Raw genomic sequence first — 20,493 nt, forward strand, 5'->3', positions numbered from 1 at the left:
AACACGCTTGAATGCTGCACATCATTTCTGCGCCATAAGCACAGAGATTGCGCGCGCCGTTCATTCGATAAACATCGACTCAGTGGTACCATCGGTCATGTGTTGAAAGCCGAAGCTCAATTCGTCACACCGGGGAATTCGGATGCCTTACTATTCCTTCGATCTCGTGGTTGGTGAAGAGTTCAAGAACCAGGGCGGTATCATCCTCGAAGACATCGAGGTCGCCTCCGATCGCGCCGTTCAACTGGCCACCGAGCTGTCGCAGGTGAAGCCCGAGCTGCAAAGCAAGGGTTGCGCTGTGCGCGTCACCGACCGCGATCACAAAGAGGTCTATCGCACGCCGCTCGATCCGGTGCCGGCCTGGCGGCGCTAGCCCGCCGGCCGTCTTCGCAGCTGCACGCCATCCCCATTGCGGAGCGGCGCGGCAGTCGCTAGCCTTCCCGAAAATTCGGGAGGTACCAAGGATGCGCACTGGTTTTCTGATGACGGCCCTGTTGCTGCTGGCGGCGCCGGCCCAAGCGGCCGACCATCCACGTTCGACCTATGTCACGCTGGTCTTGCAGGCCTTCGCCGCCAAGGTCGAATGTCCCGGCACCGATGTCGTCTACCAGGATCTGGTGCAGAAAGCGGAGCAGATGCAGCTGCCCGAAGGCACCACCGAGAAGGTCCGCAAGGCGATCGCCTGGATGCACACCGGCGGCAAATTGGGCGAGAAGCAGGACGACGATCTGATGGCCGAGGTCGCGGTGGCCACCCAGGCGACCGACCTCAACCAACGCCGCCTCGGCATGCCCAGCTGGTGCGAGGCCCAGAAGACCAACCTCGCCGGCCTGATCCGCAGCAAGGGCGGCTAGCGTTGTTGCGCGGCGTTAAGCACGCCGCGCCGGAACTTTTGCTTCGGCCAATAATCGTCACAATCCTCGCCAGCATGCGGCTCTCTTCGAATTCGAACAGGGGAGCCCCATGCGGATCAACCATGTCCTTCTCGCCGTCGCGTTTGCCGTCGCCACGATCCTGACTGCGCCCGTGATGGCGAAGAATTCAGACGCCCAGAAGGGCGAGGACAAATCGACCTCGTCGTCATCGTGCAGCGCCTACCAGCAGGCGCCGGACGGCTCGTGGGAGCCGCTGCCCTGCAAGGAAACGGGCGAGCGCTCCCAGCCGCAGACGCAGCATCGTACGTCGCCGCAGGGCGCCGACCGCGGGGAGCGTTGAACGCGCGGGAGTATCAGCTCTGGTGCGGACCGCGTATGATCTTCATCGCGTCGGCGATGTGACGCCACTCTTTGGCGTCATCGGCCTCGCCGCGGCCCTCGCAGGCCCGGGCCTGTTCGGCGGCCTTCGCGATCGCCGCAAAACCATGCTGTTCCAGCATCTGGCGCGCGACGGTGTGGACCTGGACCTCGGTCATCATGGGCGTTCTCCCGTTTGACGAAACCGCGGTGCATCGCGCCGCCGCGGGTTGTTCACAACGATTGAGCCCTTGACCTCGTTCCGTAGCGTTCATACCGGCGCGCAAAAGGCGGCCCGCTATGCCCAGCGGACCGCCTTCTCACCCACCCCAAATTCGAAGCGTCGCAGCCGAAATCCCTACCCGGCCGCCGCGCGCCTGCGCTCGAAATCATTGGGCACCTCGATATCGACCTCGAGGGTCGAGACCTCGTCGCCGCGATCGAGCCGGACGATGACCTTGGTCGGGTCCAGCGTGACGTGCCTGGAGACGACCGCGAGAATTTCCTCACGCAGCACACCGAGCAGATCGGGCTGGCCGCGCAGTCCGCGTTCATGAGCAAGCAGGATCTGCAACCGTTCGCGCGCGACGGGTGCAGAGGCCTTGTTGCCGCGGAGAAGCCGAAGCAAACCCATGCTCATGCGGCCCTCCGTCGCAGCAGGCGGTCCATGAAGCCCTTGCGCTCGGTCGGCACCTGCATCGGCACGGTGTCGCCGCACAGCCGCCGCGCCGCGTCGATATAGGCCCGCGCCGGAGCACCTTCAGCGTTCGACAGCGTCACGACCGGCGTGCCGACATTGGAGGCGCGCAGCACGTCCTGGCTCTCCGGGATGATGCCGAGCAACGGCGTTGCGAGGATCTCAAGGATGTCCTCGATGGTCAGCATCTCGCCGCGCGCGGCGCGCGAGGGATCATAGCGGGTGATGAGGATGTGCTTCTCGACCCGCTCGCCCTTCTCGGCCCGCACCGTCTTGGAATCGAGCATGCCGATGATGCGATCGGAATCGCGCACCGAGGAGACTTCGGGATTGGTGACGATCACAGCTTCGTCGGCAAAGCGCATCGCCATGGAGGCGCCGCGCTCGATGCCGGCCGGGCTGTCGCAGATCACCCAGTCGAAACGGCTGCGCAGATCGTCGATGACCTTGCCCACGCCCTCTTCGGTCAGCGCGTCCTTGTCGCGGGTTTGCGAGGCCGGCAGCAGCCAGAGGTTCTCCAGCCGCTTGTCCTTGATCAGCGCCTGCGGCAGCTTTGCGACACCCTGCACCACGTTGATGAGGTCGAACACGACGCGGCGTTCGGCGCCCATCACGAGGTCGAGGTTGCGCAAGCCGACGTCGAAATCGACGACCACGACCTTTTCGCCGCGTTGCGCGAGCGCAGCTCCCAGCGCGGCGGTCGTCGTGGTCTTGCCGACGCCCCCCTTGCCTGACGTCACGACCAGTACCTTGGCCATCTCTCAAATCTCCTTCTGGTCAGTTCAGCGCGGTAATTCGCATGGTATTGCCCTGCAGCCAGGCCTGGGCCGGCTTGCCGCGCAGGGCCGCGTCGATATCGTCGGCGGTCTGGTAAAAACCATCGATTGCAAGCAGTTCGGCCTCGATCTTCTGACAATAGATGCGTGCGCTCGTGTGACCGTTCACGCCCGCCATGGCGCGGCCGCGCAACGCGCCGTAGATGTGAATGGAGCCGCCGGCAACGACCTCGGCGCCGGAGCCGACAGAACCCAAAATGGTGACGTCGCCTTCGGGGAAGATCACGGTCTGGCCGGAGCGCACGGGGTTTTCGAGCAGCAGCGAGGTCGGCTTGGTCTCGACCTTTGCCTCAACCTTCTTGGGCGCACTCGGCTCGACCACGCAGCTCCGCCCGCCCGACAGCAGCGGCGGCATCATGGGGGTCAGCCGCGCCTCCTCCACGCCCTCGATCCCGAGCACGCGGATGTTGCGGTCCTGAAGGCTGGTGAGCAGATGGCCGATGCCGGATTGGCTGAGATCGACCGAGGACAGGTCGATCACCACGGGGCGGCCGGCGAAGAAGCCCGGCGAGCGCGCGATGGTGGTGTCGATCTCCTGCAGCCAGTCCTGGATGGGAACCGTCGGCACGAACACGAAGGCCACATAGGAGCGCCCGCGCAGGCGAACCATTTGGCGTTGAGGTTTTACTGCAGCCTCCATAGCGGCCGACTCGTTCCCTGTTATTGAATGGTTAACGATGCCGCCGATATGGTTAATGGCCGGTTAATTTCTCCGTGGGGCTACGTGGAGTGGTGGGCGTCGGGCCGTGGCTCTCGGCGACGGGCAGCCGCCCCGATCTCCAGTGTCGTCCTGGGCGAAAGCCAGGACCATACCGCGGAATCCATCGATGCGGACGGTGGGAGTACCGAACCACGAGTCTTCGCCAAACCGCGCCCTGGGGTAATGGGTCCTGGCTTTCGCCAGGACGACTATAAGGAAGCCCCCCTACTTCTTCACCTTGCTCGCATCCATCTTGATGGCGGGATCGAGCATCTTGGTCGTGAACGCCGTCGTGACGTCGAACGGCTTCTCCATGCCGAGATAGGTCTGGACCAGATCGTAGTCCTTCTTCATCCGCTCGCCGTCGATCCAGCCGAGCGCCTTCGTCGTCGTGAATTCGTCCGTCATCAGGAATTTGATGCGCTCCCACTGGCGCTCCTGGTTCTCCTTGTCGAGACCGGAGACCTGGTCGAGCAGCGCCTTCAGGCAGGGCGCGGCGTCGGCGACGCAAGTCGCGAACGCCTTTTGCGTGACGCGGACGAACTCCTCGACCAGCTTCGGGTTCTTCTGCAGATAGCCGCCATTGACGATCAGCGAATTGCCGTAAGGATTGAGCCCGATGTCCTTCCAGTTGACGTAGCCGAGATCGGGCCCGAACTCGATCACCTTCAAATCATGCTCGTTGTAGAAGTCGCTGATGATGTCGACGGTATGGCTCTTCAGCGCGGCGATCTTCGCCGTCGGCCCGACATTGACGAAGCCGACGGAGTCGGGCGCAAGCCCTGCAGCCTTGGCGAAGGCCGGCCACATCACACGCGAGGCGTCCCCGGGCGGATTGCCGATCTTGTGGCCGGCAAAATCCTTCACCCCGTTCACGCCGTAGCTCTTCAGCCAGTAAAAGGTCTGTCCGGTGTTGGCGTAGACGCTCATCACGGCAACAGCGTCGGCGCCCTTGCTCTTCGCCACCAGCATGGTGGCGAGATCGGCGACGCCGAAGGGCGAGCCGCCGGAGCCGACCTTGGCGGCGGAGACGCCGGAGCCCTTGCCCACCTCGATGGTCAGATCGATGCCCGCCTTCTCGTACCAGCCTTGTGCCTTGGCGTAATAATAGGGCGAGTGATCGGCCGTCGGCGCCCAGTTCAGGATCAGGTTGACCGCCTCGCCCGCGGTCGCGGGCACGACTGGTGATCCGAGCATCAGGGCCACAGCCAGAGCCGAGCCCGCCGCCTGCAAACGCTTCATCGCATCTCTCCTCGTTGCCCGCGACCGGCTTGTCGCTCTCCCCCTGTGAGGATACCAATGCAACAAGGCCGCCCTCAACTTGTCAACTGTTTGGTTGGAAATGCCCGCAAAACGTTCAGGCGACACCGTGCCGCAGCGGCGCGACCCGGTCGCCACCCGCAAGAAGCTGCTCACCGCGGCGCGCGAGGAGTTCGCCCGGCACGGCTTTGCCGGTGCCCGCGTCGATGAGATCGCGGAGCGCGCCGGCGTCAACAAGCAGCTCGTCTACCATTATTTCGGCGACAAGGACGCGCTCTATCTTGCCGTGCTCGAATGGGTTTACGCCGATATCCGCGAACAGGAGCGCCAGCTCAATCTCGAAGGCCTGCCGCCGGAAAAGGCGATCCGGAAACTGATCGAGGCCTCGTTCGATTACCTCGCGGCAAACCCCGATTTCATCGTGCTTCTGAACGACGAGAACCGCGGCGGTGCCCGCCACGTCCGCGGCTCGACGCGGCTGGAAGCGATGCATTCGCCGCTGGTGAAGAGCGTGTCCCACATCCTTCACGAAGGCGTCCGCGCCGGCATGTTCCGCAAGGGGATCGACCCGATCCAGCTCTATATCTCGATCGCGGGCCTCAGCTATTTCTATCTCTCGAACACGCCGACGCTGTCGGCGATCTTCGGCAAGGACCTGTCGAGCCGGGCGGCGCGGCGCGCCCGCCGCCGGCACGTCGCCGATCTCGTGCTGCATTCGCTCCGCCCGTAATCAACCAACTGGTTGAAACTTCCCTCAAGGACGGTTAGGCTAGCGACCGGCGGCAAGGTGGCCGGCGGCAACAGGGAGCAACCGGTGACAGGAGACGGCGCCCGCAACACGCGCAGCTTTGCGATCGTCCTGATCGTGCACCTCGCCGTGCTCGTGCTCTGGCAGGTCCTGGTCGATGCCTTCCACGTGCCGAAGTTCATCCTGCCCTCGCCGCTCGCGACAATCCAGACGCTGGGAACCGCGAGCTACGCCTGGGGCGCCAATACGCTGGTGACGGCGATCGAGATCCTTGGCGGCTTTGCGCTCGGCGCATTCGTCGGCGTGGCGCTGGCCGTCATCTTCAGCTGGGCGCCGCTGATCAGCCTCGTGCTGCTGCCGCTGTTCGTGACGCTGAATATGATTCCGAAGGTCGCGCTCGGCCCGCTCCTGATCGTCTGGTTCTCCTACGGCATCGTGCCGAACATCCTGATCGCCTTCAGCATCTGTTTCTTTCCGATCCTGCTCACCACCGCGCGGGGCTTGCGCGAGGTCGAGCCGGATCTGCTCGATCTGGTCAAGTCGCTGCGCGGCTCGCGCTGGACGTTGTTCCGCAAGATCCAGCTGCCGGGATCGCAGCCTTACATCTTCTCCGGCATGAAGGTCGGTGCCATCCTCGCGGTCGCCGGCGCCATCGTCGGCGAGTTCATCGCCTCCGAGCGCGGGCTCGGCTACCTCATGATCCAGGTGCAGTCGTCGCTCGACACGCCCGCGATGGTGATGGCCGTCGTGCTGCTGACGCTGCTCGGCGTCGCGCTTTACGGCTTCGTGCTCGTCCTCGAACGCATGTTCGTGGTCGGTGACGCAACACCGACTTGAACGGCAAAGCCAACACCAAGGACCACAACCATGCTCCTGACCCGCCAGACACTGCCGAAGACCATTCCCGATATCGCCGCGCTCGACGATCTCCTGTGCAGGCCGACGCAGGCATTGATCGACGACCTCGCCAGGGTTGACGGCGACATCATGATCCTCGGCGTGGCCGGCAAGATGGGGCCGACGCTGGCGGGGCTCGCCAAAGCCGCAGCGCCCGACCGCCGCGTCATCGGCGTCGCCCGCTTCAGCGACGCCGGCGTCAAGGACTGGCTGCACGCGCGTGGCGTCGAGACCATCAACTGCGATTTGATGGACGAGACCGCGATTCAGGCACTGCCGAAGGCGCCCAACATCGTCTTCATGGCTGGCCGCAAATTCGGCGCGGAGGGCGACCTCTCGCTGACCTGGGCGATGAATGCGCACGTGCCGGCACTGGTCGCGCAGGCCTTCCCGTCATCGCGGATCGTGGCGTTTTCCACCGGCTGCATCTATCCCTTCGTCCTCGTCGACGGCAAAGGCTCGGGTGAGGACATGGCGCCGAACCCGCCCGGCGAGTACGCCCAGTCCTGCGTCGGCCGCGAGCGCATGTTCGAGTATTTTTCGCGCAAGTTCGGAACGCCCGGGCGGCTGTTCCGCCTCAATTACGCGATCGACATGCGCTATGGCGTGCTGCACGACATCGCCTTGAAAGTGCTTACGGGCGCGCCGATCGATGTCAGCATCGGCCATGTCAATTTCATCTGGCAGGGCGATGCCTCGTCCCAGGCGCTGCGCTGCCTCGCGCATTGCACGGCGCCGACCTCGCCGATCAATGTCAGCGGCCACGAGATCTTGGCGGTGCGCGACCTCGCAGCAAGATTTGGCGCGAGGTTCGGCCGTGCGCCGGTGCTGACAGGAAACGAACAGCCGACGGCGTGGCTGACCGACACGTCCAAGGCCGTCGAGCTGTTCGGCCTGCCGGTCGTCGACACCGAGCAGCTGATCGCCTGGACCGCGGATTGGGTGTCCCGCGCCATGCCGAGCCTCGGCAAGCCCACCAAATACGAGGTGCGCGATGGACGCTACTGACGATCCGGCCATCATCAAGCTCGGCGTCGACGATGCGATCGCCGGGCTCGTGCTGTCGACGGAAGCACACTGGAACCAGACCGAGGAGGACTGGCGCATCTTCCTGCACGATGGAATCGTGTTCGGCATGCGCGACGGCCGACGGCTGGTGGCAACCGCGGCCCTGCTGCCCTACTCCAGCAAAAACGCCTGGATCAGCATGGTGCTGGTATCAGGCACCCATCGCCGCCGCGGCCTTGCAACGCGCCTCGTCGATGCCTGCCTGCAAACCGCCCGCAGGAACGGCCTGACGAGCTGGCTCGACGCAACACCCGACGGTGCTGCCGTCTATGGACCGCTCGGGTTCACGCCGACGCTGCAATTGCGCCGTCTCAAGCTGGTGAAATCCGCGTTCGCGTCCGCGCAGCCACCTCCATCCGCGACGCTCGACGCGCTCCGCATGCGTGACCGGCGGGCCACCGGTTTCGATCGAACCGCCCTGCTCTCCAACTTCGCTCAGCGTCCCGGCTCACGCATTGTCGCCGCGAACGGCGCCATCGCGCTGGTGCGGGACGGACGCACCGCGCGCCATATCGGTCCGCTGTTTGCCGACGACACGGCAGCCGCGCTGACCCTGGTCGAGGCCATCGCGCGATCGGAGACCGGGCCGCTGCTCCTCGACGCCGTCGCGTCGCAAGCCGCGTTCCCTGAAGGATTGACTGCATCGGGCTGGAGCATCGAACGGCCGTTCCAGCGCATGCGGTTCGGCCCCGCCATAGCCACGGGTGAGGACATGCCATTCGCCGTCGCCGGCCCTGAATTCGGATAGGACATCATGCACCACAGCCAGATCAACAGCGAGATCCGCAACCTGATCGCCGACGGCACCGTGCTGCCGGCGCATCCCCTCGCGCTCACCGCCGAACGCCAGCTCGACAAGAAGCATCAGCGTGCGCTGACGCGCTATTACATCGACGCCGGCTCGGGCGGCCTTGCGGTCGGCGTCCACACCACGCAGTTTGCGATCCGCGATGTCGGCCTCTATCGTCCCGTGCTCGAGCTCGCCGCCGAGACTGCGGCGAACTGGACCAAGCGTCCGTTGGCGCTGGTCGCGGGCCTCGCCGGTCCGACCAGGCAGGCGACCACCGAAGCCCGCACCGCGCGCGACATCGGCTATCACGCAGGGCTCCTCAGTCTCGCTGCGATGAAGAGCGCGTCCGAAGACGAGATCATCGCGCATTGCACAGCGGTCGCAGCCGAAATTCCGCTGGTCGGCTTCTATCTCCAGCCGGCCGTCGGCGGCGTGGTCCTGTCGAGCCGGTTCTGGCAGCGCTTTGCCGCGATCGACAATGTCATCGCGATCAAGATCGCGCCCTTCAACCGCTACAGGACCCTTGATGTTCTGCGCGGCGTCGCGGCAGCCGGCGCGCTCGACCGCGTCGCGATCTACACCGGCAATGACGATCACATCCTGCTCGATTTGACGCTGCCGTTCGATCTGCGCGACAACGGCATCACCACGCGGACCTACTTCAAGGGCGGTCTGCTCGGCCACTGGTCGGTGTGGACGGCGAGCGCGATCAAGCAATTCGAGCGCTGCAAGGCGGCACGGCACAAGGACAGCATCCCCGCCGATTTGCTCGCGCTCGATGCCCGCGTCACCGATTGCAACAGCGCCTTCTTCGACGTCGCCCACGATTTTCACGGCTGCATTGCGGGCTGCCATGAGGTGCTGCGACGGCAGGGCCTGATGCAGGGTCTGTGGTGCCTCGATCCGAACGAGGGCCTGAGCCCCGGCCAGAAGGACGAGATCGACCGCGTCACTCGCGAGCATTCAGATCTCAGCGACGACGCCTTCGTGGCCGCAAACTTGGATAAATGGCTGGCATGAGCTCAAGCCCCTTCATCAGCCTGCAAGGCGTCCGCAAGGTCTATCGCAGCGGCGGCGCCGAATTCCTGGCGGTGTCCGACGTCACCATGGACGTGCAGGAGGGCGAGCTGGTCTCGCTGGTCGGCCCATCCGGCTGCGGCAAGACCACGGTGATGAAGATCTTGGCCGGCCTGCACGACGCCGACGGCGGCACGGTGAAGATCGGCAATGCCAAAAGCCCGTTCGATCCGACCCGCGACATCGGCATGGTGTTCCAGCAGGCGCTGCTGCTGAAATGGCGGACCATCCTGGACAACGTGCTGCTGCCGGCCGAGATCGTCGGCCTTCCCATGAAGGCCGCGCGCGAGCGGGCGCGCGATCTGCTCAATCTGGTGGGGCTTGCCGGTTACGAGCAGAAATATCCGCGAGAGCTGTCCGGCGGCATGCAGCAGCGCACCGCCATTGCGCGCGCCTTCATTCACGACCCGAAACTGATCCTGATGGACGAGCCGTTCGGCGCGCTCGACGCCTTGACGCGCGAGCAGATGAATCTGGAGATGCTGCGGATCTGGCGCGAGAGCGGCAAGACCATCATCTTCATCACGCATTCGATCCAGGAGGCCGTATTCCTGTCCTCGCACTGCGCCGTGCTGACCGCCGGTCCGGCAAAGATGGCCGATTATTTCCCGATCGACCTGCCCTTCCCGCGGGATCTGCCGCTGAAGACGACGGACGCGTTCGGCGCCTATGCGCGGCGCATCTATGCCAAGCTGGGTCTCGGCTCGGCGTGAGGTGAACGCTCAAAACTCCCCGCCGACGCCGACATAGGCGGTGTGCTCGGTGCCGCCGCCATTGCCATAGCCGCCCACGACGGTGAGGGGCATGGTGGTGTTGAGGCGATGTGCGAAACCAGCACCGAAACCGCCTTCGCCGTGAAACGCCGAGCCGCGCACCTGCCAGGTGGTCTTGCCCGGCGCGGACGGCATCGGCGCGCTGGCGGCTGCAACCGCGGCGGCGATGCCGCGTCGCGCCTCGGTCAGATTGTTGCCGATCTGCGCCTGGAGCGAACCAATCTGCGACTGAAATCCGGCAGTGATGCCGGTGAGCTGGCTCATGTTGACCGCGTCGGTCGGCGCGACGCCGGCGGCGACATTGGTCAGGCGCCGCTCATTGCCAGACGTACCGAACGACACGGTATTGGCCAGCGTTGCGGTCGAGCCTGCGCCGATCGCGACGGAATTGGCTCCCGATGCGGTCGCATTCATACCGAGCGCCAGCGAATTGGTGCCGTCCGCCCGTGAACTGTTGCCGAGTGCGGTGCCGCCGGTGACGGCCACGGCCGAAGCGCCGAGCGCGGTGGCGTTGGTCGCACCTGCATTGCTCGAATTTCCGACCGCGACGGTCCCCTCGCCGTTGGCGGAGCTGAAAGCACCTACCGCCACCGTAACGTTGCCAATGGCATTGCTGTTGTTGCCGAGCGCGGTCGCGAAATTGCCTGTGGCGGTGCTGGTTTCACCGATGGCCACGGCGTTGCTGCCGGTCGCGGTGCTGCCTTGACCGTAGGCCGTGGCAGCGGCGCCATTCGCCTTGCTGTTGGTGCCGGTCGCGGTCGCGAACTGGCCGCTGGCGTTGCTGTTCTGGCCTGTCGCCGTCGCAAAGTCGCCGTTGGCCAGGCTGCCGGCGCCCGTCGCGGTTGTGTTGTTGCCGAGGGCGTTGCTGCCCTCACCCGTTGCGGTCGCTGCGGTGCCAAACGCGCTACTGTGGGCGCCCGTCGCCGTGGCGGTTGCCCCGCTTGCGAAGGCGTTGCCGCCGAACGCCGCGGCGTTCGCACCAATGGCGCTGGAGTGCGTACCAGTCGCCGTGGCGCCGGTGCCAGTTGCGGTGGCGTTGTCACCGAAGGAGCTCGCCGATATTCCGGTTGCAGCGGTGCCGATGCCGATCGCGGTTGCATTATCGCCGATCGCCTTGGACACGGTGCCCACGGCAAGCGCGGTTTCGCCGGTTGCAGTGGACAAGGCGCCATAGGCGGTGGCGAACGTGCCCTCCGTCGTCGCCGTCTGGCCTACCGCCGTCGCCTCGCCGGATGGCCCGTTGATGACGCCGCCGCCGGCCGCGTAGTCGGCGGCCAGCGCGGAACCGGCGTGGAGGAATGTGGTTGCAAGGAGGATAGCCAGGCAGGACGCGATCGGGCGAAGGTAGCTCCTGCCAGCGGTTCCGCCAATGCTGTTCAGTAAGGTCATTTTCGACTCCATTCCCTGCTTCAACAAGGTCTGGAGGAACGGCCAAAATCCCACATCAACCGTTAGGTTGAAGAAGCATGGACGGCATCATCCCACCATCGGTTTTCGGCGGCATGTTGCAGGAATGCATCGTCATAAGTCTGACGCAACGACGGGCGGCCGGAGGTGGGCGCAAAGCAATCCGGCCGCCCGTCGCGGTGGCCTGAGATCAGCCCTTGCGCATCTTGCCGAGCAGATAATTGTCGTAAAAGTTCTCCGCGATCTGCGTGTAGAACAGCAGCTCTTTCATATAGGCGTCGTGGCTTTCCTTGGTGCGCTTGAACAGGTCGCTCTTGGTGGCGAGCTCGTTCAGATGCTCCTGGGTCGCGGCATAGCAGGCCTCCAGAACCGGCTGCGGAAACGCCTTCAGCTCCGCGCCATTAGCGATCAGCCGCTTCAGTGCCGCCGGATTCACGCTGTCGTATTTCTCAAGCATCCAGGCGCCCGCCGCCGACGCGGCCTGGTTGACGATCGCCTGGTACTGCTTGGGCAGCGACGCCCACTTCTCGTCGTTGACGATCATGTGCAGCATCGCGCCGCCCTCCCACCAACCCGGGAAGTAGTAGTATTTTGCGACCTTCTGGAAGCCGAGCTTTTCGTCGTCATAGGGACCGACGAATTCGACCGCGTCGATCGTACCCTTCTCCAGCGCCGGATAGATGTCGCCGCCCGCGATCTGCTGCGGGACCACGCCGAGCCGCGCCAGCACATGCCCGCCCATGCCGGCGATGCGGAATTTGAGACCCTTGAGATCGTCGACGGTCTTGATCTCCTTGCGGAACCAGCCGCCCATCTGGGTGCCGGAATTGCCGCAGAGGATGGCGTGCGCCTTGAACGGCTTCAGCGCCTCGTTGGTGAGGTCGGCGCCGCCGCCGAAATGCCACCAGGATTCCTGATGGCGATGGTTCATGCCGAACGGCGCGCCGGTCGCATAGGCCAGCGCCGGCTCCTTGCCGATATAGAAGTAGAGCGGCGTCTGCGCCATGTCGACAGAGGCTGTGCTGACCGCATCGAGCGCCTGCAGGCCGGGGACGAGCTCGCCGGCAGCAAAGGTCTGGATCTGGAATTTGTTGTCGGTGGCCTCGGCAACATATTTCGCAAACGTCTGCGCGGTGCCGTAGATGGTGTCGAGCGACTTCGGGAAGCTCGAGGTCAGGCGCCATCTGATCTCGGGCGCGCCTTGCGCGATCGCAGGTGCAGCAACCAGCGTCGTCGCGCCGGCGACCGCGCCGCCCTTGAGGAATGTACGGCGTTTCATGATGGGTCTCTCCCTGAACTATGTTTCAACATATCGGCTTGAGCGCGATCTTCGCGAAGCTATTGCCGTTCCTATAGCGGAATTCAACTTGTGAGCGGTAGCCCGGATGGAGCGCAGCGCAATCCGGGACTCTCCCCAAATATCTGCCGTGTCGCTCTCAGAGCAGCTTTGCGCTCACGAACAGCGCGCGCACGGCGTTGGTCGCCTGCACGACGAGCATGGCGTTCTCGGCGGCGCCTTCGAGCGCGGCGACCGCGTCTTCATGCAGCGAGCGGAATTCCATCCACTCGACCGATTTGAAGTTGGTGAGGAATTGATAGGCCTGGCCGACGGTCGCGATCGCCAGCGTGTCGCCGTTCAGCTTGATCTTGAACGTCGTGCGCAGCGGGGTCTCGGAACTTTGCGGATCACTCACTTTGCGGATCACTCATGGGCTGCTTCTGGACGATGACGGCTTAACGAAGGGAAAACGGCAGCCCCGCCGCGGCAGGCAAATATCAGGCGCAGATATCAGGACTCAGTGCTCGCGCGCTGCGAGGCGGTCGCCGATGGGGTCAGCCTGGGCACCACGACCAGACGGTTGAACTCACCGTTGTCGTAGGCCTTCATGAACCGATCATAGTCCTTGATCGAAACGCAACCGTTGGAGTCGCCACGGGGCCCGAGCATGTAATTGTGGGTGAGCAGGCCGACGCGGCCGAGCGCGCTGGTGCCCTCGGTAGGCGTCAAGCGCAGTGCGCGGACGCCGTGAAACAGTTTTTCGCGCGGCTTCAGGTCGTAGGTCGCGGGCGGGGTCGCGCCAACCATGCGCTGGTCGACGTGCTCCGGGTCGTCCATCAGCGCGCCCATGCCGGAATGCGCTTCCAGCGCGAGGCCGCTCGGCAGGTAAAGCGCCTTGGCCGAGATGTCGTAGACGGCCGTGCGCGAATCGTACCCGAGCGCGGCGAGATCCGGCGCCTTGCCGAACAGGCCGCTGTCGGGCGTCAGCGAGGCCAGCTTGATCTTGTCGGTGAATTTTTCGAAGAAGTTGCGGTTGTCGATCCTGGGATTGGTCTCGGCGTAAGCCTGGCTCGAGGCGATCTGGGCCGAGATGTCGGCCTGGGGCGGGCGCGAGCGCGGCATCGGGATGGCGTCAGCACGCTGCGATTGTCTCGTCTCCTCGGACATGTGCCGGTCGTCGTCGGTCAGGGTCGAGCGCCAGTCGTCGCCCTGGAGCTTCTGGGCGAGCATCGCCTTGGCGTCGCGCAATTTGAGCTGGACTGCACTCACCGCGGAGCGCTCCAGCGTCCGCAAGCCGAGCTCGCGGGCGGGCGGACTGCTGGAAGCAGAAGCGAAACGATCATCGAATGAAGGCGCATTGGCCGGCGGCAGCGCGGCGGTGACCAGCGAGGCCGAACCGCCGATATCCGCGACCCAGGCGGCGGCGCCCAGTGCCAGCGCGACAGCGGCCAGAGACAGCAATATCGTCTCGGCTCGCCCAATACGGCGGCGCGACAATAGCCTCTCGGCTTGTGCCCGGTCGGAAACCATCAGCTCCCCAAAATCGATCCCCGGGGGGACCCACCCCCACCCGGAGATTCTATACCAGCTACCACATTGGGAGCCAAAAGTTAGGCATAATCGCGGCCGGCAGGGGCCTGGCAAGACTCCGGCAAGCCATTCCAGGGTATCCTAAGGTATCTTATGACCGATCCGTTCGATCTCAAACGCTTTGTCCAGGCCCAGGACCCGGTTTATGGCGACGTTCGGGGGGAGCTGACCCGGGGCCGAAAGCAGAGCCACTGGATGTGGTTCGTCTTTCCCCAGGTCGCCGGCCTCGGCTCCAGCGCCATGTCGCAGCGCTATGCCATCGCCTCCCGCGCCGAGGCCAAGGCCTATCTCGCCCACCCCATCCTCGGTCCGCGCCTGATCGAATGCACCCGCCTCGTGCTTGCCATCGAGGGCCGGACCATCAACGCCATCCTCGGCGCGCCCGATGACGCCAAATTCCGCTCGTCGATGACGCTGTTCGACGCGGTGTCCGATGAGCCCGTCTTCGACGAGGCGCTCGCCCGGTATTTTTCGGGCGGGCGCGATCAGGCAACGCTCGATATCCTCGCCGCCCTCGACCGCAAGGCGAAGTGACCGCGACTGCTGGCGGCCACCAGCGTAAACCCGGGATTAAGATCGCCTGCCTATTGTCCGTGCAATAATTTCCCGCGCCAGTTGCCGGATAGACTCATGAAAATCGGTACGCTCCTGACCACCGCCATCGTCTCGCTCTCGACCGTGGGCGGCGGCCTCGCCGTCTACGTCGCCGTAACGAAATACCAGACGATGGAGCGGATCACCGAAGCCCAGGGGCGGCTCGCGATCGTCCGCGCCGTCAGCGACATCCCGCGCTACCTCAATCCCGAGCGCGGCTTTTCCACCAACATTCTCTATGGCCCTCCCGCTGTCGACCCGGCGCTGCTTGCCGAACAGGGCAAGCTGCGCAAGCAGACCGACGCCGCCCGCGACACGATGAACGGGCTGCGCAAGGACCTGCCCGGCCCGTTCGACGACGGCAACACCACCGGCGGCAACATCGACGCCATCAATTCGAAGTTCACCGCGCTGCGCGAAGCCATCGACAAGGCGATGTCGGGCCCGCCTGAGGCGCGCAAGGACGCCGCCAAGAAGATCGTCGCCGACAACGCCGTGCTCAACGCCAGCGTGACCGCGCTGCTCAACGAGCAGGTCCGCCGCATGGCGATCCTCAACGGCGATGCCTACCGGCAGGCCAGCTACGCCAACATCGCGATGACATTGCGCGACGTCGGCGGCTTCAACTCCAGCCTGCACAAGAATCTCGTCGGGGGCAAAAAGCCGGCGACCGATACCGAGAAGGCCGAGATCAGCCGCTCGCAAGGCCGCAACGACCAGATCGTGATGTCGCTGCTGGAGCTGCGCGGCAATCCCGCAACGCCGGCGAACATCGCCGCCGCACTGGAGAAATTCAACGCGATCTACATCGAAGAGTTCGGCCGCGAGCTCAAGCTGGTGAAGGAGGGGGCGGTCAGCGGCAAGTACGAACACGACATGGACACCTATTACACCGCCACGCAGCGCGGCCTCAGCACCATCATCGAGGTCCGCGACGCCTTCTACGACAACGCCGAGCACATTCTCGCCGGAGCCTCCACTGCGGCCCACACCAGCTTCACCATCGCACTCGCGGGCCTCCTCGCCGTGCTGATCGCCAGCGCCGGCCTCATCGTCACGGTCCGCCGCCGCGTCTGCGCCCCGATCGTCAACCTGACGACGCGGATGTCACGGCTCGCCGACGGCGAGGTCGCGGAAGAGATTCCCGGCGCCGAGCGTTCCGACGAAATCGGCGCGATGGCCGCGGCCGTCCGGGTCTTCAAGGACAACATGATCCGGGCCGACAGCCTTGCGGCGGAGAAGCAGGCCGAGAACGACGGCAAGATGCGCCGCGCACAGGCGCTTGACGGGATCACCCGCGCGTTCGAAGCCAAGGTCACCGAGCTCGTCGGCGGACTGTCCCGCGCGTCATCCACCATGGAAAGCACGGCGCAGTCGATGACCTCGACGGCGGCCCAGACCAACAGCCAGGCCGCGGTCGTCGCCGCCGCCTCACAGCAAACATCGAGCAACGTCCAGACCGTGGCGAGCGCCACCGAAGAGCTGACCTCCTCGATCTCAGAGATCGGCCGTCAGGTGGCCCAATCCACCGAGATCGCGGCCCGCGCCGTCGACAACGCCCGCCGCACCGGCGACACCGCCCGAGCGTTGGCCGAGGGCGCGCAGAAGATTGGCGACGTCGTCACGCTGATCCAGAGCATCGCCGAGCAGACCAATTTGCTGGCTTTGAACGCGACCATCGAGGCCGCCCGCGCCGGCGACGCCGGCCGCGGCTTTGCGGTGGTTGCTGCCGAGGTGAAATCGCTGGCGGGCCAGACCGCCAAGGCCACCACCGAAATCTCCGAGCAGATTTCGGCGATCCAGGCCGCGAGCGACGAGACCGTCACCGCGATCCGCAACGTCGCCGACGTGATCGGCGAGATCGACCAGATCGGCACCGCGATTGCGGCCGCGATCGAGGAGCAGGGCTCGGCGACCAAGGAGATCGCCCGCAGCGTCCAGGAGGCCGCGCGCGGCACCCAGGAGGTCAACACCAACATCTCAGGCGTGCAGCGCGCCGCCGACGATACCGGCACGGCCGCAAGAGAGGTGCTGGGCGCGGCCGAGCAGCTCTCGACCCAGTCACGCGATCTCGCCGGACAGTTCGACCGCTTCCTCGGCGAGGTCAGGTCGGCCTAGCACTCCACATTCGTAGCCCGGATGGAGCGAAAGCGTAATCCGGGAATCGTGCCGCAAACACCGACGGCCCCGGATTGCGCTGCGCTCCATCCGGGCTACGGGACCGTCAATAAGGCGGCGCCTTGCGCGCCCGCTGCGCCTTGGCCGCCTCGATCCACCAGACGAGATCGTCGGCGAAACGCGGGAACGAGCGTTCCAGCGCCTTGCCGCCCTCGCCGATCGGTTCGCCCGCCTCCGACAGTGTCTGTGCGATCGGGCCGACGCCGATGGTGCTCGACACCACCACCATGCCCATCTCCGACAGCGTGCCATGCCAGGCGGTCGAGGCACGCGCCCCGGACAGGCGGCCGGCCGAGTAGCTCACGATCGCGGCCGGACGCCAGAACCACTCCTCGAGGAAGTGGTCGGTGAGATTTTTCAGGCCGGGCTGAATGCCCCAATTGTATTCGCCGGTGACGAACACAAAACCATCGGCGCCGCGGATCTCTCCCGCCAGCTTCTCCAGCGCCTCGGGTGCGGAGCCCTTGGGGTATTCCTTGTACATGCGATCGAGCATCGGCAGGCCTATCGCCTTGGCGTCAATGAACACGACGTCGTCGCCGCGAGCGCGCAGGCGATCGATGACGAAATTCGCCAGGCGAATGCCCATGCGGTCGGAACGGTAGGAACCGTAGAGGACGAGGATGCGATTGCTCATGACCGGTAGTATAGCACGGATTAGCAGGCCGGCCTCAACGTTTTGACGCGCTATGTTCGCCGTCCGCATTCCAGCGTTCGCGACGGTGTCTCGCCGAACTGGTCGCGATAGCTTCTGGAGAAGTCGCCGAGATGCCAGAAGCCGAACGCCAGCGCGACGGCCTTGACGCTGTCCGCCCCGGCGAGCAGCCGCTGACGCACCAGCCACAGCCGCCGCAGGCGCAAGTAGCGGTGCAGGCTCATTCCGCGATAGCGGCGGACGACGTCGTGCATGGTGCGAACGGACAAGCCGAGTTTGCGCGCGATCTCGTCGCTGTAGATGGGCTGCGAGAGGTCGTCGGAAAGCAGCGCGCGGATGTCCTGAAAGACCTTGAAGTTGCGCTCGTCATTGGGGCGCAGGGTCCATCGCGCGGGAACGATACTTTGGAAGATTGCGTCCACAGCCCCCAGCAGGCTCTCCTTCATGGCGGCCGCCTTCAGCGGCACGTCGGGCGCGTCGACTGGCTCCGACGCGGCTTCCAAGACTTCCCGAACCACACCGCGGAGCCGGCTCAAGCCCGCAGCGGTCGTTTCGAAGATGTTGAAGCAGAGGGTTGCTTGTGGCCAGCCGCGATCCGTCACCTCCGGCCTGAACACCACCGAGGCGATTTGCCGCTGCACCTCCTCGATGATGGTGTAAGCCGCGCCGCCGTTGCCTATAACGATGACGGGTCGTGCACGCCGCGTGCCGTTGAATCGAACGGGCACGTCCAAATCGTCCATCGTGAATCCGATCGCGGTACAATTCTCGACGAGCTGTGCGTCGACGACCCGCGGAAATGCCCGCGTCAAATTCACGTCGCAGCCGGGCAGCGACAGAATAATCTGCTCGGCCGAAATCCTGCGTACGAAGGGCGTGAACTCGAAGTCGAGCCCTCGTATGGCATTTCGAAATTCATCGACGTCGGTGAAGCGAAATACTTTTGGCGCCAGCGTCGGCGGATCATCAGTTCTATTCATGGCAATGTGAATTTCGCGTCTCAACACACGCGCGTCCGGCGACGATGCCAGCCCGACTTCCCCGCTCCGTGTCCGTTAGGTCTGAAAGAATCACTTCAACTATGCTGGCCAGTTGGCGAGCATCGAAGTCCAAGGACAAGCCGGCGCATCAAATGTCGCCAATTTTCGATAGCGTTTTCCTGGCTGCCAGCGGTGCAGCAATACCCGAACAATCGAATGCAACATTTCAAATTAACGTCTGTCGGGCCGAATAAGCGCTGTTCGATATTCAAAATCAATTTTGAGTCAGGCCCCTGCCATGATGGCAAATTCGCCTGCTGATATTCTCGCTGAATTGGAGGAGACGGTCGCAACGTGCCCCGCGGAGCGTTGCGCACGCATTCTCTCAGGCATGGTGCAGTTGCTCACTGGCAGCCGCGGCCAGTGCCAGGCAATGCTCACCAACGTGGCCGACGGTGTTCTGCTACGCTTGACGGAACGGGTCGAGACCAGCGCACTGGTTCAGCTCAGCATGGCGCTCGCCGAGCTTGACATCGCGCCTCCCGAAACATTGTGGCGTCTCGCCTCGCACGATAATCCGGACGTGGCGGGTCCTGTGTTGCTCAAGTCGCGTGCACTTTCCGCGGCCGATCTCGAGGCTGTCATTGACTCCCGTGGCGAGTGGCATCGACGCGCGATCGCCGCGCGCAGCGACATCGCGCCGACCGTGACCGAGGCGCTGATCAAGCACGGCGGCCCGACCTGCCTTGACCTGATCAGGAATCCGGGAACGAAATTCTCCGACGCAGCCTATACAGCGCTGATTGCCAAGGCCGACCAGGACGGCGAGATCGCGAAGGCGCTGGTGCTCCGGCCCGGCACACCCGATTTGGTCGTGCGCAAGCTGCTCTCCGCCCCACCAATACCGAAGGCACCGGCGACGCCCAACCCGCCCGCTGCGGCGCTGGTGCCGGAAGCGGAGCCGACTCCGCCAAAGCGGCCTTGCCGGGCCGACTATGCAAGCGCGAGGCCGGAGATCGTCGCCCTCAACCGCATCGGCAAGCTCAACGATTCCACAGTGAACCGTTTTGCGATCCGCGGCGAGACGGCCAATCTGTTCACGGCACTGTCGGTGCTTTCAGGGGCGCCGCTTGAAATCATCGAGCATGTCGTGAGCGATGACGATTGCGAGGGGCTGGTCATGGCCTGCCGGGCGTCGCGGCTGAACTGGCAGACCACCCTTACCATCCTGAGCAACCGCAGCGGAAAAAGGCTCTCCTATTCCGAGCGCGAGCGCGCGCAACGGATCTTCGAGACGCTGCTTCTGTCCACCAGCCAATGGACAGTGCGATGGGGGCAAATAGCAGCAAACGACAGCACGGGCGACCCGGGAAATCGGAGCCCGAAGATGGGGGTTAGCCGATGAAGTTCGACGGCCGTAAAGCCTTTCGCGTGAAAATGGACCACAAGCAGCCCGTCAATTTGATGGGCTCGGACGGCACGTGGCGGCGCAGTTGCGTTTTGCTCGACATATCGCAAAGCGGTGCAAAGATCGCGGTCGAGGGTACACTCGACGTGCTCCAGGCCAAGGAATTCTTCCTGCTGCTGTCCTCGACGGGGCTCGCCTACCGGCGCTGCGAACTGGTCTGGATCGACGGCACCACGGCCGGCGTGCACTTCGTCACCGCAGACGGCAAGAAGAAAGCGGCAGTCGCCGTGCAGGCTGCCGCTCAGAGCAAATAGGCCCAAGGAT

The 20,493-nt window shown here is 64.6% G+C and carries 24 protein-coding genes; 13 read left to right on the forward strand and 11 right to left on the reverse strand.

Annotated features, from left to right (window positions below; all coding sequences use genetic code 11):
* Positions 1-142: 142 nt before the first annotated feature.
* The 3 genes from ACVIN2_RS03955 (at position 143) to ACVIN2_RS03965 (ending at position 1,215) form a co-directional block, all read left to right on the forward strand.
* Positions 143-373, forward strand: coding sequence for a DUF6894 family protein (locus ACVIN2_RS03955; RefSeq protein WP_007591727.1), 231 nt, complete (start codon positions 143-145; stop codon positions 371-373).
* 91 nt (positions 374-464) lie between these two features.
* Positions 465-854, forward strand: coding sequence for a hypothetical protein (locus ACVIN2_RS03960; RefSeq protein ID WP_027517634.1), 390 nt, complete (start codon positions 465-467; stop codon positions 852-854).
* A gap of 109 nt (positions 855-963) precedes the next feature.
* On the forward strand, positions 964-1,215 hold the full coding sequence (locus tag ACVIN2_RS03965; protein ID WP_456764572.1) for a hypothetical protein: 252 nt from the start codon (positions 964-966) through the stop codon (positions 1,213-1,215).
* Positions 1,216-1,228: 13 nt separating this feature from the next.
* Here the strand turns inward: ACVIN2_RS03965 and ACVIN2_RS03970 are convergent, their stop codons facing one another.
* The 5 genes from ACVIN2_RS03970 to ACVIN2_RS03990 form a co-directional block, all read right to left on the reverse strand.
* Positions 1,229-1,414 (reverse strand): hypothetical protein, encoded by a 186-nt coding sequence (locus tag ACVIN2_RS03970; RefSeq protein ID WP_007609561.1) that lies wholly within the window; start codon positions 1,412-1,414, stop codon positions 1,229-1,231.
* Between the two features lie 176 nt (positions 1,415-1,590).
* Positions 1,591-1,872, reverse strand: coding sequence for a cell division topological specificity factor MinE (gene minE, locus ACVIN2_RS03975; protein ID WP_007609560.1), 282 nt, complete (start codon positions 1,870-1,872; stop codon positions 1,591-1,593).
* The gene (minD, locus tag ACVIN2_RS03980; protein WP_456764573.1) at positions 1,869-2,687 is read right to left on the reverse strand and encodes a septum site-determining protein MinD; all 819 of its coding nucleotides are present in this window, start codon (positions 2,685-2,687) and stop codon (positions 1,869-1,871) included. The genes minE and minD overlap by 4 nt, the downstream gene beginning before the upstream one ends.
* A 19-nt stretch (positions 2,688-2,706) precedes the next feature.
* Complete coding sequence (gene minC, locus ACVIN2_RS03985; protein WP_456764574.1) at positions 2,707-3,405, reverse strand: septum site-determining protein MinC; 699 nt, start codon at positions 3,403-3,405, stop codon at positions 2,707-2,709.
* A 285-nt stretch (positions 3,406-3,690) separates the two neighbouring features.
* Positions 3,691-4,707, reverse strand: coding sequence for an ABC transporter substrate-binding protein (locus ACVIN2_RS03990; RefSeq protein ID WP_456764575.1), 1,017 nt, complete (start codon positions 4,705-4,707; stop codon positions 3,691-3,693).
* A 100-nt stretch (positions 4,708-4,807) separates the two neighbouring features.
* Here ACVIN2_RS03990 and ACVIN2_RS03995 point away from each other — a divergent pair, with 100 nt between their 5' ends.
* The 6 genes from ACVIN2_RS03995 (at position 4,808) to ACVIN2_RS04020 (ending at position 10,018) form a co-directional block, all read left to right on the forward strand.
* Positions 4,808-5,455, forward strand: coding sequence for a TetR/AcrR family transcriptional regulator (locus tag ACVIN2_RS03995; protein WP_007609554.1), 648 nt, complete (start codon positions 4,808-4,810; stop codon positions 5,453-5,455).
* Positions 5,456-5,539: 84 nt separating this feature from the next.
* On the forward strand, positions 5,540-6,310 hold the full coding sequence (locus tag ACVIN2_RS04000; protein ID WP_456764576.1) for an ABC transporter permease: 771 nt from the start codon (positions 5,540-5,542) through the stop codon (positions 6,308-6,310).
* A gap of 30 nt (positions 6,311-6,340) precedes the next feature.
* Complete coding sequence (locus ACVIN2_RS04005; RefSeq protein WP_456764577.1) at positions 6,341-7,378, forward strand: NAD-dependent epimerase/dehydratase family protein; 1,038 nt, start codon at positions 6,341-6,343, stop codon at positions 7,376-7,378.
* Positions 7,365-8,186: a GNAT family N-acetyltransferase gene (locus ACVIN2_RS04010; RefSeq protein ID WP_456764578.1), complete on the forward strand. Its 822-nt coding sequence runs from the start codon at positions 7,365-7,367 to the stop codon at positions 8,184-8,186. The genes ACVIN2_RS04005 and ACVIN2_RS04010 overlap by 14 nt, the downstream gene beginning before the upstream one ends.
* Before the next feature lie 6 nt (positions 8,187-8,192).
* Positions 8,193-9,248 (forward strand): dihydrodipicolinate synthase family protein, encoded by a 1,056-nt coding sequence (locus ACVIN2_RS04015; protein ID WP_456764579.1) that lies wholly within the window; start codon positions 8,193-8,195, stop codon positions 9,246-9,248.
* A complete protein-coding gene (locus ACVIN2_RS04020; protein WP_456764580.1) occupies positions 9,236-10,018 on the forward strand; it encodes an ABC transporter ATP-binding protein in 783 nt (260 codons plus the stop codon). Before ACVIN2_RS04015 ends, ACVIN2_RS04020 begins: the two co-directional genes overlap by 13 nt.
* Before the next feature lie 9 nt (positions 10,019-10,027).
* On the opposite strand, the gene ACVIN2_RS04025 is transcribed toward ACVIN2_RS04020, so the two are convergent.
* The 4 genes from ACVIN2_RS04025 to ACVIN2_RS04040 all read right to left on the reverse strand — a co-directional run bounded on the left by ACVIN2_RS04025 (position 10,028) and on the right by ACVIN2_RS04040 (position 14,225).
* Positions 10,028-11,467, reverse strand: coding sequence for a YadA family autotransporter adhesin (locus ACVIN2_RS04025; protein WP_456764581.1), 1,440 nt, complete (start codon positions 11,465-11,467; stop codon positions 10,028-10,030).
* Between the two features lie 208 nt (positions 11,468-11,675).
* Entirely contained in the window at positions 11,676-12,764 is a 1,089-nt protein-coding gene (locus tag ACVIN2_RS04030; protein ID WP_456764582.1) for a TRAP transporter substrate-binding protein, read from the reverse strand.
* Positions 12,765-12,921: 157 nt separating this feature from the next.
* Positions 12,922-13,179, reverse strand: a complete 258-nt coding sequence (locus ACVIN2_RS04035; RefSeq protein WP_007609546.1) for a hypothetical protein — start codon at positions 13,177-13,179, stop codon at positions 12,922-12,924.
* 95 nt (positions 13,180-13,274) lie between these two features.
* Positions 13,275-14,225 carry a DUF2778 domain-containing protein gene (locus ACVIN2_RS04040; protein ID WP_456764583.1) on the reverse strand — a complete coding sequence of 317 codons (951 nt, stop codon included), beginning with the start codon at positions 14,223-14,225 and terminating at the stop codon, positions 13,275-13,277.
* 222 nt (positions 14,226-14,447) lie between these two features.
* Here ACVIN2_RS04040 and ACVIN2_RS04045 point away from each other — a divergent pair, with 222 nt between their 5' ends.
* Both ACVIN2_RS04045 and ACVIN2_RS04050 read left to right on the forward strand, forming a co-directional pair.
* Positions 14,448-14,888 carry a DUF1810 domain-containing protein gene (locus ACVIN2_RS04045; protein ID WP_456764584.1) on the forward strand — a complete coding sequence of 147 codons (441 nt, stop codon included), beginning with the start codon at positions 14,448-14,450 and terminating at the stop codon, positions 14,886-14,888.
* 96 nt (positions 14,889-14,984) lie between these two features.
* Positions 14,985-17,066, forward strand: coding sequence for a methyl-accepting chemotaxis protein (locus ACVIN2_RS04050; RefSeq protein ID WP_456764585.1), 2,082 nt, complete (start codon positions 14,985-14,987; stop codon positions 17,064-17,066).
* 106 nt (positions 17,067-17,172) lie between these two features.
* Here ACVIN2_RS04050 and ACVIN2_RS04055 read toward each other — a convergent pair whose 3' ends face one another.
* Both ACVIN2_RS04055 and ACVIN2_RS04060 read right to left on the reverse strand, forming a co-directional pair.
* Positions 17,173-17,763, reverse strand: coding sequence for an NADPH-dependent FMN reductase (locus tag ACVIN2_RS04055; protein ID WP_446480260.1), 591 nt, complete (start codon positions 17,761-17,763; stop codon positions 17,173-17,175).
* A 50-nt stretch (positions 17,764-17,813) separates the two neighbouring features.
* Positions 17,814-18,761, reverse strand: coding sequence for a helix-turn-helix domain-containing protein (locus ACVIN2_RS04060; protein ID WP_456764586.1), 948 nt, complete (start codon positions 18,759-18,761; stop codon positions 17,814-17,816).
* Between the two features lie 298 nt (positions 18,762-19,059).
* Between ACVIN2_RS04060 and ACVIN2_RS04065 the strand changes: the two genes are divergently transcribed.
* Together ACVIN2_RS04065 and ACVIN2_RS04070 are read left to right on the forward strand one after the other, a co-directional pair.
* Positions 19,060-20,166, forward strand: a complete 1,107-nt coding sequence (locus tag ACVIN2_RS04065) for a DUF2336 domain-containing protein (RefSeq protein WP_456764587.1) — start codon at positions 19,060-19,062, stop codon at positions 20,164-20,166.
* Positions 20,163-20,483: a PilZ domain-containing protein gene (locus ACVIN2_RS04070; RefSeq protein ID WP_456764588.1), complete on the forward strand. Its 321-nt coding sequence runs from the start codon at positions 20,163-20,165 to the stop codon at positions 20,481-20,483. Before ACVIN2_RS04065 ends, ACVIN2_RS04070 begins: the two co-directional genes overlap by 4 nt.
* Positions 20,484-20,493: the final 10 nt, after the last annotated feature.

The sequence above is a fragment of the Bradyrhizobium sp. USDA 3650 genome (assembly GCF_054057395.1).